Origin of the sequence: Streptomyces sp. A0642, assembly GCF_004795105.1 — a bacterium.
In the GTDB taxonomy this organism is placed as follows: Bacteria; Actinomycetota; Actinomycetes; order Streptomycetales; family Streptomycetaceae; genus Streptomyces.
On the sequence record NZ_SSBL01000014.1, the window covers coordinates 83,633 to 98,294 of the forward strand.

Consider the following 14,662-nt stretch of genomic DNA (forward strand, 5'->3'; position numbering starts at 1 on the left):
TGATATCGATCACGGCTCACGACCCGGCGTTGACGTTGGCGAAGACGACGGCGGCGACCGCCAGGACCAGCGAACCGGCGAGCAGTGCGCTGAGGTAGGTCTGCACGTTGCCGGTCTGGGCGCGGCGGACGGCGGCGCCGAGCCAGCGTGCGCCGGTGGCGGAGCCGCGTACGTAGGTGTCGACGACCTCGCGGTCCAGGAAGCGGACGAGGCTCGCCGCGGCCTGGACGGGGCGGACGAACAGGGCCGCGTACAGGGCGTCGAGGTGGAAGCCGGTGGCCGCGTGGCGGTGGAGGGGGCCGAGCAGCAGGCGGCCGGGGTCGGCGGGGTCGGGGGCGTCACCGGCGGTGCCGTAGGCGGCGGTGCGGGCCTCGATGGCCTCGATCTCCACGAGGGCGGGTTCCGCGTCGGGGTGGGCGACGACCGAGCCCATGGGGGTGCGGGCGGCGAGTGCCGTGGTGTGGCGCCAGGCCCCGTAGGTGACGAGGCCGCCGACGAGGCCGACACCGGTGGACAGCACGGCGGTGGTCAGCGACGGGGTGAGGGCGTGGCCGTCGAACCAGTCGGCGATCACTCCGACGGTGAGTCCGAAGGCCATGGTGGGGACGGCCAGCACCCACAGGACCGCGGTCATGGCGACGGGCTGCCTGCCGTGGTCGGGGGCCTCCGCGCCGCGGCCGCGGAAGGTGAGGAGCCAGAGACGGGTGGCGTACGCGGCGGTGAGCACGGCGGCCAGGAGACCGGCGACGAGCACGGTCCAGCCGGCGGCGGCCGGGGCGACGTGCCGTTCGCCGAGGGCGGTGTGCTCGGCGGCCACGAGGACGGCTTCCTTGGAGAAGAAGCCGGCGAACGGCGGGATGGCGGCCAGCGCGAGGAGGGCGACCGTCATCGTCCAGTAGGCGTCGGGGATGCGCTTGGCCAGGCCTCCCATGCGGGACATGGCGGCCAGTGAGTTGGTGCCGGCGGCGTGGATGACGACGCCCGCGGCGAGGAAGAGGACGGCTTTGAACGCACCGTGCGAGATGAGGTGGAAGACGGCGGCCCCGCGGTCCCCGACGGCGAGGGCGCCGGACATGTAGCCGAGCTGTCCGATGGTCGAGTAGGCGAGCACGCGCTTGATGTCGTCCTGCGCGAGGGCGGCGAGTCCGGAGCCGATCATCGTGACGGCGGCCATCACGGCGAGGACGACGAGTGCGGCGCCGGATTCGGCGAAGACGGGGAGGAGCCGGGCCACGAAGTAGATGCCGGCGGCGACCATCGTCGCCGCGTGGATCAGCGCGGAGACGGGGGTGGGGCCGGCCATGGCGTCGGGCAGCCAGGTGTGCAGGGGGAACTGTGCGGACTTGCCCGCGACACCGGCGAGGAGGAGCAGGGCGATCAGGGTGGGGTGATCGAGGCCGCCATGGGCGACGGCTCCCAGGATGCCGGTGATGCGGAAGGTGCCGGTGTCGGCGGCGAGGGCGAACAGGCCGATGAGGAAGGGGACGTCGCCGAGCTTGGTGACCAGGAAGGCCTTGAGGGAGGCGGCGCGGGCCTCGGGCGTCTCCCAGTAATGGCCGACCAGGAAGTACGAGCAGATGCCCATGATCTCCCAGCCGACCAGGAGCACCATCAGGTCGCCGGAGTAGACGACGAGCAGCATCGCGGAGGTGAACAGGGAGACCAGGGCCGCGTACGAGGGGTAGCGCGGGTCGTCGCGGAGGTAGGCGGTCGAGTAGATCTGCACGCAGCTCGCGACGAGGGCGACCAGGACGGCGACGAGGACGGCGAAGCCGTCGAGGTGCAGCGCGAGGTCGATCGGGACCGAGCCGGTGGGGGTGAGCTGGGTCGCGGCGTCGATGGCCCGGCCGCCCCCCTGGCGGGCGGCGACGACGGCCGCGAGGACGAGGGTGGCGAGGGCGGGCAGCACGGCGAGCGGCCGGACGAAGCCCGGTGTGCTCCGGCCGAGGAGAAGGCCGGCCGCCGCGCCCAGGAACGGGAGAAGGGGGACGAGAACGGCGAGGGTCGTGGTGGTCACGCGGTGGCCTCTGCCTTCTTTGCCTTCCCTGCCGGAGCAGTGGCCTGGTCTTCGGTGCCGTCGCCGGTGCCGGTGGGGTCGTCGCTGTCGCCGTCCGGGACCGTCTCGGCCTCGTCGGTCTCGGCGGTGTCGCGGAGGCGGTCGACGTCGGAGCTGCCGCGGTTGCGGTACACGGCGAGGACGATCGCCAGACCGATCCCGATCTCCGCGGCCGCGATGGCGATGGTGAACAGGGTGAGGGCCTGGCCGGAGTGCAGGGCGTCGCGGAGCCAGACGTCGAAGGCGACGAGGTTGAGGTTGACGGCGTTGAGCATCAGCTCGACGGACATCAGGACGAGGATCGCGTTGCGGCGGGCGAGGACGCCGTACAGCCCGGTGCAGAAGAGGAGGGCGGCGAGCACGGCGGGATAGGCGAGGTGCATCAGCTCTTGGCCTCTCGGCTCGTACGCGCTCGGGGAGCGTTCGCTGCGGGGGCGTGCGCCCGGCCCTTGCCGTCCCCGCCCCTGGCGTCCCGGTTCCTGCCGTCCCGGCCGTTGCCGTCCCCGCCCTTGCGGGACAGGACGATCGCGCCGACCAGGGCGGCGAGCAGCAGGACGGAGAGCGCTTCGAAGGGCAGTACCCAGTGCCGGAAGAGGAAGGAGCCGGTGACCTCGGTGGAGCCCTGGGCCGGTCCGTCCAGTTCGATCCACGTGGCCCGGAAGGCGTCGACGACGACCCAGACGAGGGTGCCGGCCGCGGCGACGGCCACCGCGAGGGCGGCCCACCGGTTCTCCGAGTCGGCGTCCGGGGAACGGCCGATGGGGGCCCTGGTGAGCATCAGGCCGAACAGGAGGAGGACGACCACGGAACCGACGTAGATCAGTACCTGCACCCAGGCGATGAACTCCGCGGTGAGCAGGAGGTACTCGACGGCGAGACCGCCGAGCGCCACGATCAGCCAGAGGGCGGCGTGCACCAGCTGCCTGGTCGTGACGGTGACGAGGGCTGCGCCGAAGGTGGCGATGCCGACGAGTACGAAGGCGATCTCGACCCCGGTCGGGGAGAGGAAGCCGGGGTGGCTCGCGGCGGCGGCGAGGGCGGGGCCGGTTGCGGTGATCACTCCTGTCCCTCCTGATCCGTCGGGGCGGGCGGCGCGGGCGGAGCCTGGGGGGCGGGCGGCGCGGGCGGGGCGGCCTCCGCTGCCGCGGCGGCTTCCTGTTCGCGCTGGGCGCGGAGTTTGTCCGCCGTCTTGCGGGCGGCGGCGACCTCCTTCGGCTCCTCGGCGGCCGGGTCGAGAGCGGGCGGCTCCGGAACCGTCCACATCCAGTCGCGGAGCTTGTCGCGCTCGTGGGTGAGGTCGAGGATGTCCGTCTCCGCGTACTCGAACTCGGGCGACCAGAACAGCGCGTCGAACGGGCACACCTCGATGCAGATGCCGCAGTACATGCAGAGGGAGAAGTCGATCGCGAAGCGGTCCAGCACGTTGCGGCTGCGCTCGCGGCCGCCCGGGACCGCCGCGGGCACGGTCTCCTTGTGGGAGTCGATGTAGATGCACCAGTCCGGGCACTCGCGTGCGCAGAGCATGCAGACCGTGCAGTTCTCCTCGAACAGCGCGATGACGCCGCGGGAGCGGGGCGGCAGTTCGGGCTGCACGTCCGGGTACTGGGCGGTGACGGTCTTCTTCGTCATCGTCCGCAGGGTGACTGCGAGGCCCTTGGCCAGGCCTGCGCCGGGGATCGGGGGCACTAGTTGATCGCCACCTTCACGATGCCGGTGAGCGCGATCTGCGCCAGGGCGAGCGGGATGAGAACGGTCCAGGCGAGCTTCTGGAGCTGGTCCTCCCGGAGCCGGGGATAGCTCACGCGCAGCCAGATGACGACGAACGCGAGGATGCCGGTCTTCAGGAGCGTCCAGACCCAGCCGAGCCCGTCGGCGCCCAGCGGGCCGTGCCAGCCGCCGAGGAAGAGGACGGTGGTGAGTCCGCACAGCACGACGATGCCCGCGTACTCGGCGAGCAGGAAGAGGGCGAAACGCAGGCCGGTGTACTCGGTGTACGCGCCGAAGATGATCTCCGAGTCGGCGACCGGCATGTCGAAGGGCGGGCGTTGCAGTTCGGCGAGCCCGGCCACGAAGAAGACGAGGGCGCCGACGATCTGCCAGGGCAGCCACCACCACTCGAAGGCGTTGAGGATGCCGGGGAGCGAGACCGTGCCGGCCGCCATCGCCACGGAGGCGGCGGCGAGCAGCATCGGCAGCTCGTACGCGAGCAGTTGCGCGGCGGTACGGAGGCCGCCGAGCAGGGAGAACTTGTTCGCGGACGCCCAGCCCGCCATCAGGGAGCCGAGCACGCCGACGCCCATCACGGCGAGCACGAAGAAGATGCCCGCGTCGACGACCTGGCCGACCGCGCCCTCACTCGGCCCGATCGGGATCGCGACGAGGACGAGGAGGTACGGGAGCAGCGCGACGGCGGGCGCGAGCTGGAAGACCCGGCGGTCGGCGTCGGCCGGGACGATGTCTTCCTTCTGCGCGAACTTGACGCCGTCCGCGACGAGCTGGGCCCAGCCGTGGAAGCCGCCGGCGTACATGGGGCCGAGGCGGCCCTGCATATGGGCCATCACCTTGTGCTCGGCCTGGCCCACGAGGAGGGGGACGACCATGAACACGGCGAAGACGATGACGAGGCGGAGGGCGACGTCCAGTACGTCGTTCACTCTTCGCCTCCGGCGGGGGTATGCGGGGTGCTGGGCGGCTGGGAGGTTCGGTCAGCGGGTGGTTCGGGAGCCGGATCGGCGGAAGCCGCATCCGCGGAAGCCGGACCAGCGGAAGCCGCATCGGTGGACGCCGGGTCATCGGAAGCCGCATCCGCCGAAGCCGCGTCAGCGGAAGCCGGATCAGCGGGGGTGTCGCTGTGCGGGGCCTCGCCCCGGCCCGCCCCGTCTCGAGCCGGGGGCTCCGCCCCCGGGCCCCCGGTCCTCAATCGCCGAAGGGGCTGACCTTCACCCGGTTCACCGGCTTGGCCGGTCTCACCGGGTTCCCCGGCTCCACGCCCTGTGTCCGCAGGCTCGTCGAACGCCGGGCGGGCCTCGTGCCACGGCGCGTCGGACGGGCGCCCGCGATTCTCGCTCGGGGGCACGGGAGCCGACGCCGCATCCGGATCCGCGCCCGGAGTGGCCGGGCCCGTGGGTGCTGTCTGCTGGCTGGCCGAGCCCTGCGAGGCGCTGCGGGCACGGCGCGGGGGCTTCGTTCCGGGGGCCGGTTCGGCCACCGGCGCCGCCGGGGTGGCGGCGGCGTCCGGTGTGGCGTCGCTCGTGGTGCGGGTGCGGCGGGCCGGGCGGTCGCCCGTGGGACGGGCGGCGCGGGCCGGGCGGGCGGGGGCCGGGGGGAGCTGGCCCTTCAGGGGGCCCCACTCGTTCGGGTCGGGTACACCGGGCGGCAGCATCGTGCGGCGCTTCGGGCCGCCGTGCTCCGACTCGCCCGGCTCCTTGGCTCCCGGCCACGCCTTCGCCACGCGGGCCGCCAGGACGAAGTCCTTGCGCAGGGGGTGTCCCTCGAAGCCCTCGGGCAGCAGCAGCGGGACCAGGTGCGGGTGTCCTTCGAATCCGATCCCGAACATCTCGTGCGTCTCGCGCTCGTGCCAGGCAGCGCCGGCGTACACACCGATCGCGGTGGGCAGCACAGCCTCCCCGTACGCGACCGTCGTACGGACCAGCAGCCGGCGGACACGGCCGCCCACGGCCGGCAGCGCGGCGACATGGGCGCAGACCCGGAAGCCGGCGCCCGCCTCGTCCACGGCGCTCAGCCAGTCGAAGTAGGTGCAGCCGAGCCGGTCGCGCGCCGTTTCGAGTGCGGCGATCCACGCGGCGGGGGGCACATCGACGGTCAGCAGGTCGTACGCCTGCTCCGCCGTGGCGTCCTCGCCGAAGATCTCCGTGACGGCGTCGGGGAGGCGGTCGTAGTCCTCGGCGGCGGTCACTTCTCCTCCTCCTTCGAGGAGCCGGGCGCCGCCGGGCCCGCGACCAGGCCGCTGCGCAACGCGGCCGTGGAGGGCCGGCCGCCGGCGGCCGTGGCGTAGCGCTCGCCCAGCGACTCGCGGGCGATCTTCTCCTGGAGCTTGAGAATGCCCTGGAGCAGAGCCTCCGGCCGGGGCGGGCAGCCCGGGACGTAGACGTCGACGGGGATGATCTGGTCGACGCCCTTCGTCACGGAGTACGAGTCCCAGTAGGGGCCGCCGCAGTTGGAGCAGGCGCCGAAGGAGATGACGTACTTGGGCTCGGGCATCTGCTCGTAGAGCCGCTTCACGGCGGGCGCCATCTTGTCCGTCACCGTGCCGGAGACGATCATGAGGTCGGCCTGCCGGGGGCCCGGGGCGAAGGGGATCACGCCGAGCCGGATGAAGTCGTGGCGGGCCATGGACGCGGCGATGAACTCGATGGCACAGCAGGCGAGTCCGAAGTTGAAGACCCAGAGGCTGTAGCGGCGGCCCCAGTTCAGGACCACCTTCATCGGCTCGGGCGCCAGCCGGGAGAGCACACCGAGGCGCTTCGGCTCCGGGAGGAACGTGGGTACGGGTTCGGCACCCGCCTCCGGGCCGGGCTGCGGGTGGCCGGAGGACGACGGGCTCGTCACGTCCATTCGAGGACGCCCTTCTTCCATGCGTAGAGCAGTCCCACGGCCAGGAAACCGAGGAAGATGAACATTTCGACCAGCGTCGTCGCGCCGTATCCCGGCGCGGCGAAGACGGTCGCCCACGGGAACAGGAAGATCGAGTCGACGGCGAAGATCACGTAGAGGAAGGCGTACACGTAGTAGCGGACCTGGGTATGCGCCCAGCCCTCCCCCACCGGGTCCACGCCGCACTCGTAGGTGAGGAGCTTCTCCGGCGTCGGCACCACGGGCCGCAGCAGCCGGCCCGCTCCGAAGGCGACGGCGACGAACAGGACCCCGATCACCGCGAGCAGTCCGACCACCGAGTAGCTCTGGAAGTAGTCCGACGCGAGAACGGATGACGCGGTCGGTCCCGGCGGGAGCGCCGGGTCCGGCAGGTCCGTCAGGCTCGTCACGCCGCCCGTCACGTCCGCCACGTCCGCCCCCTCGCTCCCTCAGAACCTGTTCGACGATCTGTACGCACGGGAGTCTAGGCCCTGTAAAGGGACGGTAAGCAGTTGCGTCGGGCAACTGGTGGGGATATCCCTACTTCGCCCCCACCCACGAGCCCCATGGCGTCCGGGGGCCGCGCCCGGCAGGCTGGTCGCATGACCATGAGCCCTCAGGTACCCGACCACGACGGGCCGCCTCCTGTCCGCTTCGCCTTCGACCGGTGGACGTGGAAGGAGATCGCGCACCTCCTCACCAACTTTCCGGTGGCGGTGGCCGGATTCGTCTACACGGTGGTGATGGTCGCCGTCGGGGTGGGGCTGGCCGTCACCGTGGTCGGTCTGCCGCTGCTGGCGCTCGGACTCCAGGGATCCCGGCTGCTGGGCCGGGCCGAGCGGGGCCGGGCGCGGGGGCTGCTCGGCCTGCGGATCGACGAGCCGAGCCCGATGGCCCGGGTCCGCCGGGAGGAGGGGTTCTTCGCCTGGCTGTGGTCGAGCCTGAAGGATCCGGTCGGCTGGCGCTCGGTGCTGTACTCCTTCATACGGCTGCCGTGGGGCGTGGTCACGTTCGCGGTGACGCTCGTGAGCCTGTTCGTCCTGTGGCCGGTGCTCCCCTATACGGCGCGGCTGCTGACCAACGCCGATCGCGGGATGGTCCGCGGGCTGCTTTCCCCCTCCGACGAGCTGGAGCGCCGGATCGCCGAGCTGGAGTCGGACCGCGGTGTCGTGGTCGACACGGCCGCCGCCGACCTGCGCCGCATCGAACGCGACCTCCACGACGGCGCCCAGGCCCGGCTCGTCGCCCTCGCCATGGGACTCGGGCTGGCGAAGGAGAAGCTGACGGACGACCCCGAAGCCGCCGCCAGGATGGTCGACGAGGCCCACGGCGAGGTCAAGGTCGCCCTCCAGGAACTCCGCGACCTCGCCCGCGGCATCCACCCCGCCGTCCTCACCGACCGGGGACTCGACGCCGCCCTCTCCGCCATCGCCTCCCGTTGCACCGTCCCCGTCACCGTCGACGTCGACCTCCCCGGACGACCCGCCCAGGCCATCGAAGGCATCGCCTACTTCACCGTCTCCGAACTCCTCCAGAACGTCAGCAAACACAGCGGCGCCCAGAAAGCCTCCGTCGACGTCTGGCGCTCCGCCGACCGCCTGATGCTCCAGGTCACCGACAACGGACGCGGCGGGGCGTCGATGGACGGCGGTACGGGGATGTCGGGACTCGCCGAGCGGCTGGGCGCCGTCGACGGACTGTTCGTCCTCGAATCCCCGGCCGGCGGCCCGACGACCGTCACGGCGGAGCTGCCCTGGCGCGACCGGGAGAGCGAGAAGGCCGCCGCCGACGCCCGCACGGCCTGACCCGGCGGCCGGCGGGGCCCCGAGGGTGGGGAAAACCCCCGGCCGAAGAGGGATACCGCCCTCATGGTGTGCGCGCCCGCCGCCCCGCACCCTGGAAGCGGATACGACGAGCACCGCCCGCACGAGCACGCCCACACGAGACGACGAAGCAGCCGACGCAGGCGCGGAAGAAACGGACGGAACCCCCATGGCCACGGCATACGGACCGGACACACGGGACCCCCAGCGGTCACACGGTCCGGGGGACCACCTCGCGGCCAGGCGTCTTCTGCCGGCCGCCCTGCGGGCGCCCGTCGAGGGCAGGACCTGGCGCGAGTTCGCCTATCTCATGCTGAGCTTCCCGATCAGCGTGGTGCTGTTCTGCTTCGCGGTCACCATGACCTCGCTGAGCGCCGGACTGCTCATCACCTTCCTGGGAGTTCCGCTCCTGGCGGTCGGGCTGACCATGTGCCGGGGGTTCGGCATGCTGGAGCGGGCCAGGGCCCGTGGCCTGCTGAAGCTGGAGGTCGCCGAGCCCGCCCCGGTGCGGGGACGGACCGGGGGTCTGATGTCGTGGGTCGGGGCGGTGCTGAAGAGCGGGGTGTCCTGGCGGCACCTGCTCTACGCGCTGCTGCACTTCCCGTGGGCGGTCTTCGCCTTCTGCGTCTCGCTGAGCCTGTGGACGTGGGGCTGGGCGGCGCTGACGTACCCGGTGTACGCCTGGGCCCTCCCCGCCCACGCGGGGGTCGACGGGGTGCAGCTGTACGGCGACGGCACGCACGAGGTCTACCTCGACTCGCCCTTCGAACTCGCTCTGACCAGTGCTGTCGGGCTGCTGATCGTCATGGCCACGGCGTGGGTGATCCGCGGCCTGGCCGCGGTGGACCGCCTCATGGTGTCCGGGCTGCTGGGCCCGTCGCGGCTGGCGACGCGTGTCACGGAGCTGGAGTCGGACCGCGGTGTCGTGGTCGACACCGCCGCCGCCGACCTGCGCCGCATCGAACGCGACCTCCACGACGGCGCCCAGGCCCGGCTCGTCGCCCTCGCCATGGATCTGGGGCTGGCGAAGGAGAAGCTGACGGACGACCCCGAAGCCGCCGCCAGGATGGTCGACGAGGCCCACGGCGAGGTCAAGGTCGCCCTCCAGGAACTCCGCGACCTCGCCCGCGGCATCCACCCCGCCGTCCTCACCGACCGGGGACTCGACGCCGCCCTCTCCGCCATCGCCTCCCGCTGCACCGTCCCCGTCACCGTCGACGTCGACCTCCCCGGCCGACCCGCCCAGGCCATCGAAGGCATCGCCTACTTCACCGTCTCCGAACTCCTCCAGAACGTCAGCAAACACAGCGGCGCCCAGAAGGCCTCCGTCGACGTCTGGCGCTCCGCCGACCGCCTGATGCTCCAGGTCACCGACAACGGACGCGGCGGGGCCGGCCTGGCGTCGGGCAGCGGTCTGGCCGGGCTGACCGAGCGGCTGGACGCGGTGGACGGAATCCTCGTCGTCGACTCCCCCGTCGGCGGCCCCACGAGGGTCACGGCCGAACTGCCCTGGCGCGGCTGAGGTCCCTCGTACGCCCGGTCCCGGAGGAGACGGGAACGCCGCGCCGCAGCTCCGCGAAGAGACGCAACCCCGCGAGGAGTCGCGACCTCACTGCCGTTACTGGGATGCTGGACGGCGTACGGGCGGGACAGCGGACAAGCGAGCAGTGGGGGAATCAGCGTCGTGGTGGAGGACAGAGTGCGCGTGGTCATCGCCGAGGATTCGGTACTGCTCCGGGAAGGACTCACCCGGCTGCTGACCGATCTCGGGCATGACGTCGTGGCGGGCGTCGGTGACGCCGAGGCGCTGATCAAGACGGTGAGCGACCTCGCCGGCCAGGACGCGCTGCCCGATGTGGTGGTCGCCGACGTGCGGATGCCGCCGACGCACACGGACGAGGGCGTGCGGGCCGCGGTGCGGCTGCGCAAGGAGTACCCGGGGATCGGTGTGCTGGTTCTCTCGCAGTACGTCGAGGAGCGGTACGCCACCGAGCTGCTGGCCGGGTCCAGCCGGGGTGTGGGGTACCTGCTGAAGGACCGGGTCGCCGAGGTCCGCGAGTTCGTCGACGCGGTGGTCCGGGTGGCTCAGGGCGGCACGGCGCTGGACCCGGAGGTGGTGGCGCAGCTGCTGGGCCGGAGCCGTAAGCAGGACGTGCTGGCCGGGCTCACTCCGCGTGAGCGCGAGGTGCTCGGCCTGATGGCGGAGGGCCGGACGAATTCGGCGGTGGCCAGGCAGCTCGTGGTGAGCGACGGCGCGGTGGAGAAGCACGTCAGCAACATCTTCCTGAAGCTGGGGCTGTCCCCGAGCGACGGGGACCACCGGCGGGTGCTCGCGGTGCTGACGTATCTGAATTCCTGAGCCGCATCCCGCGGGCCGCACCTCCGATGGCGGCATTCCGGCGCCGCACCGCCTTTTCTGACACCCAGTCAGGTATCTTTGGAGGCACTCCTTGCACCGCTCCGACCAGGCAAGTGGCGACTCGCCCCTCGCCGACTCAACCAAAGGTCCGCCGAGGATCCGAGTGGCTGATGAATCATGGCGGAGCAGCACCGGAAAGCGTCTCAAAAGGCCGTCCACCATGTGATCGGCCCGAGGAAGGCGACCCTTACAGTCGTAGGGTGGGGCTGGGGACCGCCGGCGGGCCGGATGGTTCCGAGCCGCCGCGCCGAGGGAGGTCCAGTAAGTGACCAGCCAGGTCAGTAGCCCAGCCGAACAGGCCGACGAGGCCAGTGAGGCACTCGTAGGGGGACAGCGTGCCCCCCAGTCCGCACCAGCAGGCGCCGACGGGAAAGAGGTCCGCCGCCTGGACCGGGTGATCATCCGCTTCGCGGGTGACTCCGGAGACGGCATGCAGCTCACGGGTGACCGTTTCACCTCGGAGACCGCGTCCTTCGGGAACGACCTCTCCACGCTGCCGAACTTCCCCGCCGAGATCCGCGCGCCCGCGGGAACCCTGCCGGGCGTGTCCTCGTTCCAGCTCCACTTCGCCGACCACGACATCCTGACCCCGGGTGACGCGCCGAACGTCCTGGTCGCGATGAACCCGGCCGCGCTCAAGGCCAACATCGCCGACGTACCCCGGGGCGCCGACATCATCGTCAACACCGATGAGTTCACCAAGCGGCCGATGGCGAAGGTGGGTTACGAGACCAGCCCCCTGGAGGACGGCTCCCTGGAGGCGTACCACGTCCATCCGGTGCCGCTCACCACGCTCACCATCGAGGCGCTGAAGGAGTTCGGGCTCTCCCGCAAGGAGGCCGAGCGCTCCAAGAACATGTTCGCGCTCGGTCTGCTGTCGTGGATGTACCACCGGCCCACCGAGAACACGGAGAAGTTCCTCCGGACCAAGTTCGCCAAGAAGCCGCAGATCGCCGAGGCGAACGTGGCGGCGTTCCGGGCCGGCTGGAACTTCGGGGAGACCACGGAGGACTTCGCGGTCAGTTACGAGGTGGCCCCGGCCACGACCGCGTTCCCCACCGGTACGTACCGCAACATCTCGGGGAACCTGGCCCTGTCCTACGGTCTGATCGCCGCGGGCCGGCAGGCGGACCTGCCGCTGTACCTCGGCTCGTACCCGATCACCCCGGCCTCGGACATCCTGCACGAGCTGTCCCGGCACAAGAACTTCGGCGTACGCACCTTCCAGGCCGAGGACGAGATCGCCGGGATCGGCGCCGCGCTCGGCGCGGCCTTCGGCGGCAGTCTCGCGGTCACCACCACCTCCGGCCCGGGTGTGGCGCTCAAGTCCGAGACCATCGGCCTGGCCGTCTCCCTCGAACTCCCCCTGCTCATCATCGACATCCAGCGCGGCGGCCCCTCCACCGGACTGCCGACCAAGACCGAGCAGGCCGACCTCCTCCAGGCGATGTACGGGCGCAACGGCGAGGCCCCGGTCCCGATCGTGGCCCCGAAGACCCCGGCGGACTGCTTCGACGCGGCCCTCGACGCCGCCCGGATCGCCCTGACCTACCGGACCCCGGTCTTCCTGCTCTCCGACGGCTACCTCGCCAACGGCTCCGAGCCCTGGCGCATCCCGGAGGTCGACGAACTCCCGGATCTCCGCGTCCAGTTCGCCCAGGGCCCGAACCACGAGCTGGCCGACGGCACCGAGGTCTTCTGGCCGTACAAGCGCGACCCGCAGACCCTGGCCCGCCCCTGGGCCGTTCCCGGCACCCCCGGCCTCGAACACCGCATCGGCGGCATCGAGAAGCAGGACGGCACCGGCAACATCTCCTACGACCCCGCCAACCACGACTTCATGGTCCGCACCCGCCAGGCCAAGATCGACGGCATCGAGGTCCCGGACCTGGAGGTCGACGACCCGGCGGAGGCCAGGACCCTGGTGCTCGGCTGGGGATCGACGTACGGCCCCATCACGGCCGCCGTGCGACGGCTCCGCGCCGCCGGGCACCCCATCGCACAGGCGCACCTGCGTCACCTCAATCCGTTCCCGCGGAATCTCGGCGAGGTGCTGAAGCGTTACGACAAGGTGGTCGTCCCCGAGATGAACCTCGGGCAGCTGGCCACGCTCATCCGGGCCAAGTACCTGGTGGACGCGCACAGTTACAACCAGGTCAACGGCATGCCGTTCAAGGCCGAGCAGCTTGCCGCGGCCCTCCAGGAGGCCATCGATGCCTGAGACCAACGAACTCCTCCAGCTGGTGCCGAAGACCGAGGCCAAGCAGTCCATGAAGGACTTCAAGTCCGACCAGGAAGTGCGCTGGTGCCCCGGTTGCGGTGACTACGCGGTCCTCGCCGCCGTGCAGGGCTTCATGCCCGAGCTCGGACTGGCGAAGGAGAACATCGTCTTCGTCTCCGGCATCGGCTGCTCCTCCCGCTTCCCGTACTACATGAACACGTACGGGATGCACTCCATCCACGGCCGCGCCCCGGCCATCGCCACCGGGCTCGCCTCGTCCCGGCGCGACCTGAGCGTCTGGGTGGTCACCGGGGACGGGGACGCCCTGTCCATCGGCGGCAACCACCTCATCCACGCGCTCCGCCGCAACGTGAACCTGAAGATCCTGCTGTTCAACAACCGGATCTACGGGCTGACCAAGGGTCAGTACTCCCCCACCTCCGAGGTCGGCAAGATCACCAAGTCGACGCCGATGGGGTCGCTCGACGCCCCCTTCAACCCGGTGTCCCTCGCCATCGGCGCGGAGGCCTCGTTCGTCGCCCGTACCGTCGACTCCGACCGCAAGCACCTCACGAGCGTGCTGCGCGCGGCGGCCGACCACCCCGGCACGGCGCTGGTGGAGATCTACCAGAACTGCAACATCTTCAACGACGGCGCGTTCGAGGTCCTGAAGGACAAGGAGCAGGCCCAGGAGGCGGTGATCCGCCTGGAGCACGGGCAGCCGATCCTCTTCGGCACGGACGGCTCGAAGGGCGTCGTGCGCGACTCGCTGACGGGTGATCTGAGGGTGGTCGCCGTCACGGAGGAGAACCGGCCGCAGATCCTCGTCCACGACGCGCACGCCGCATCGCCGACGACCGCCTTCGCGCTCAGCAGGCTGGCCGATCCGGACACCCTGCACCACACCCCCATCGGGGTCCTGCGCGACGTCCAACGGCCGGTCTACGACACCCTCATGGCCGACCAGCTCGACACCGCCGTCGAGCAGCATGGCAAGGGCGACCTGGCCGCACTGCTCGCGGGCAACGACAACTGGACGGTGGCCGGCTAGGACCTGCGTCCCGGCAGCCTCGAAGCGCCGGCGTCCCCGACACGGGGCGCCGGCGCTTCGTGCGTCACGCCGCCGGTTCGCGCCCCTGCTTGCGCGCGTCGTACGCCGTGCGCGCCGCGTCCACCGCGTCCAGGCTGCGCTCCGACCAGCGTGCCAGCGCCCACACCTGCTCCGCGGCCTCCCGGCCCAGATCGGTGAGGGTGTAGTCCACCCGTGGCGGGATCACCGGCTTGGCGTCCCGGTCGACGAAGCCGTCGCGCTCCAGGGTCTGGAGGGTCTGGGCCAGCATCTTCTCGCTGACGCCGCCGACCTCGCGGCGCAGCTCGCTGAAGCGGTACGAGCGCTCCAGCAGGGCGGCTAGCACCAGGACGCCCCAGCGGCTGGTGACGTGTTCGAGGACCAGCCGAGAGGGGCACATCGGCTCGCGCACGTCGGGCCGGGCGACCGGCCGGCCTTCGAGCCCTCGCTCCACGTTACTTACGCTCATACCTGTACCTTA

At 71.4% G+C, this 14,662-nt stretch carries 14 protein-coding genes; 5 read left to right on the plus strand and 9 right to left on the minus strand.

All coding sequences use genetic code 11. The features are described 5' to 3' along the window. Nucleotides 1-16 precede the first annotated feature (16 nt). From E6R60_RS22830 to E6R60_RS22865, 8 genes are read right to left on the minus strand one after another with little or no spacing between them, the layout of a single operon-like run. Nucleotides 17-2,017 (minus strand): NADH-quinone oxidoreductase subunit L, encoded by a 2,001-nt coding sequence (locus E6R60_RS22830; RefSeq protein WP_136328482.1) that lies wholly within the window; start codon nt 2,015-2,017, stop codon nt 17-19. Then, entirely contained in the window at nt 2,014-2,439 is a 426-nt protein-coding gene (gene nuoK, locus E6R60_RS22835; RefSeq protein WP_136328483.1) for an NADH-quinone oxidoreductase subunit NuoK, read from the minus strand. The genes E6R60_RS22830 and nuoK overlap by 4 nt, the downstream gene beginning before the upstream one ends. Continuing rightward, nucleotides 2,439-3,116, minus strand: coding sequence for an NADH-quinone oxidoreductase subunit J (locus tag E6R60_RS22840; RefSeq protein ID WP_168713666.1), 678 nt, complete (start codon nt 3,114-3,116; stop codon nt 2,439-2,441). Before E6R60_RS22840 ends, nuoK begins: the two co-directional genes overlap by 1 nt. After that, complete coding sequence (locus E6R60_RS22845; RefSeq protein ID WP_136328484.1) at nt 3,113-3,742, minus strand: NADH-quinone oxidoreductase subunit I; 630 nt, start codon at nt 3,740-3,742, stop codon at nt 3,113-3,115. The genes E6R60_RS22840 and E6R60_RS22845 overlap by 4 nt, the downstream gene beginning before the upstream one ends. Further along, nucleotides 3,742-4,710, minus strand: coding sequence for a complex I subunit 1 family protein (locus E6R60_RS22850; protein ID WP_136328485.1), 969 nt, complete (start codon nt 4,708-4,710; stop codon nt 3,742-3,744). Before E6R60_RS22850 ends, E6R60_RS22845 begins: the two co-directional genes overlap by 1 nt. Next, nucleotides 4,707-5,972, minus strand: coding sequence for an NADH-quinone oxidoreductase subunit C (locus E6R60_RS22855; protein WP_136328486.1), 1,266 nt, complete (start codon nt 5,970-5,972; stop codon nt 4,707-4,709). The genes E6R60_RS22850 and E6R60_RS22855 overlap by 4 nt, the downstream gene beginning before the upstream one ends. After that, on the minus strand, nt 5,969-6,631 hold the full coding sequence (locus E6R60_RS22860; RefSeq protein ID WP_136328487.1) for an NADH-quinone oxidoreductase subunit B: 663 nt from the start codon (nt 6,629-6,631) through the stop codon (nt 5,969-5,971). The genes E6R60_RS22855 and E6R60_RS22860 overlap by 4 nt, the downstream gene beginning before the upstream one ends. Then, the gene (locus E6R60_RS22865) at nt 6,622-7,050 is read right to left on the minus strand and encodes an NADH-quinone oxidoreductase subunit A (protein WP_206309492.1); all 429 of its coding nucleotides are present in this window, start codon (nt 7,048-7,050) and stop codon (nt 6,622-6,624) included. The genes E6R60_RS22860 and E6R60_RS22865 overlap by 10 nt, the downstream gene beginning before the upstream one ends. A 201-nt stretch (nt 7,051-7,251) precedes the next feature. On the opposite strand from E6R60_RS22865, the gene E6R60_RS22870 reads away from it, so the two are divergent. The 5 genes from E6R60_RS22870 (at nt 7,252) to E6R60_RS22890 (ending at nt 14,163) form a co-directional block, all read left to right on the plus strand. After that, nucleotides 7,252-8,454 carry a sensor histidine kinase gene (locus tag E6R60_RS22870; protein WP_136328488.1) on the plus strand — a complete coding sequence of 401 codons (1,203 nt, stop codon included), beginning with the start codon at nt 7,252-7,254 and terminating at the stop codon, nt 8,452-8,454. Between the two features lie 187 nt (nt 8,455-8,641). After that, a complete protein-coding gene (locus tag E6R60_RS22875) occupies nt 8,642-9,994 on the plus strand; it encodes a sensor histidine kinase (RefSeq protein ID WP_136328489.1) in 1,353 nt (450 codons plus the stop codon). A gap of 177 nt (nt 9,995-10,171) precedes the next feature. Then, entirely contained in the window at nt 10,172-10,831 is a 660-nt protein-coding gene (locus E6R60_RS22880; RefSeq protein WP_136328555.1) for a response regulator transcription factor, read from the plus strand. Nucleotides 10,832-11,156: 325 nt separating this feature from the next. After that, nucleotides 11,157-13,112 carry a 2-oxoacid:acceptor oxidoreductase subunit alpha gene (locus E6R60_RS22885; protein ID WP_136328490.1) on the plus strand — a complete coding sequence of 652 codons (1,956 nt, stop codon included), beginning with the start codon at nt 11,157-11,159 and terminating at the stop codon, nt 13,110-13,112. Continuing rightward, entirely contained in the window at nt 13,105-14,163 is a 1,059-nt protein-coding gene (locus tag E6R60_RS22890) for a 2-oxoacid:ferredoxin oxidoreductase subunit beta (protein WP_136328491.1), read from the plus strand. Before E6R60_RS22885 ends, E6R60_RS22890 begins: the two co-directional genes overlap by 8 nt. Before the next feature lie 64 nt (nt 14,164-14,227). On the opposite strand, the gene E6R60_RS22895 is transcribed toward E6R60_RS22890, so the two are convergent. Then, the gene (locus E6R60_RS22895) at nt 14,228-14,650 is read right to left on the minus strand and encodes a helix-turn-helix domain-containing protein (protein ID WP_136328492.1); all 423 of its coding nucleotides are present in this window, start codon (nt 14,648-14,650) and stop codon (nt 14,228-14,230) included. Nucleotides 14,651-14,662: the final 12 nt, after the last annotated feature.

What these genes read in the sequence shown, in the direction of transcription:
- nuoK (WP_136328483.1), bottom strand. Translation starts at nt 2,439, where the DNA reads ATGCACCTCGCCTATCCCGCCGTGCTCGCCGCCCTCCTCTTCTGCACC.
- E6R60_RS22860 (WP_136328487.1), bottom strand. Translation starts at nt 6,631, where the DNA reads ATGGACGTGACGAGCCCGTCGTCCTCCGGCCACCCGCAGCCCGGCCCG.
- E6R60_RS22870 (WP_136328488.1), top strand. Translation starts at nt 7,252, where the DNA reads ATGACCATGAGCCCTCAGGTACCCGACCACGACGGGCCGCCTCCTGTC.
- E6R60_RS22875 (WP_136328489.1), top strand. Translation starts at nt 8,642, where the DNA reads ATGGCCACGGCATACGGACCGGACACACGGGACCCCCAGCGGTCACAC.
- E6R60_RS22890 (WP_136328491.1), top strand. Translation starts at nt 13,105, where the DNA reads ATGCCTGAGACCAACGAACTCCTCCAGCTGGTGCCGAAGACCGAGGCC.
- E6R60_RS22895 (WP_136328492.1), bottom strand. Translation starts at nt 14,650, where the DNA reads ATGAGCGTAAGTAACGTGGAGCGAGGGCTCGAAGGCCGGCCGGTCGCC.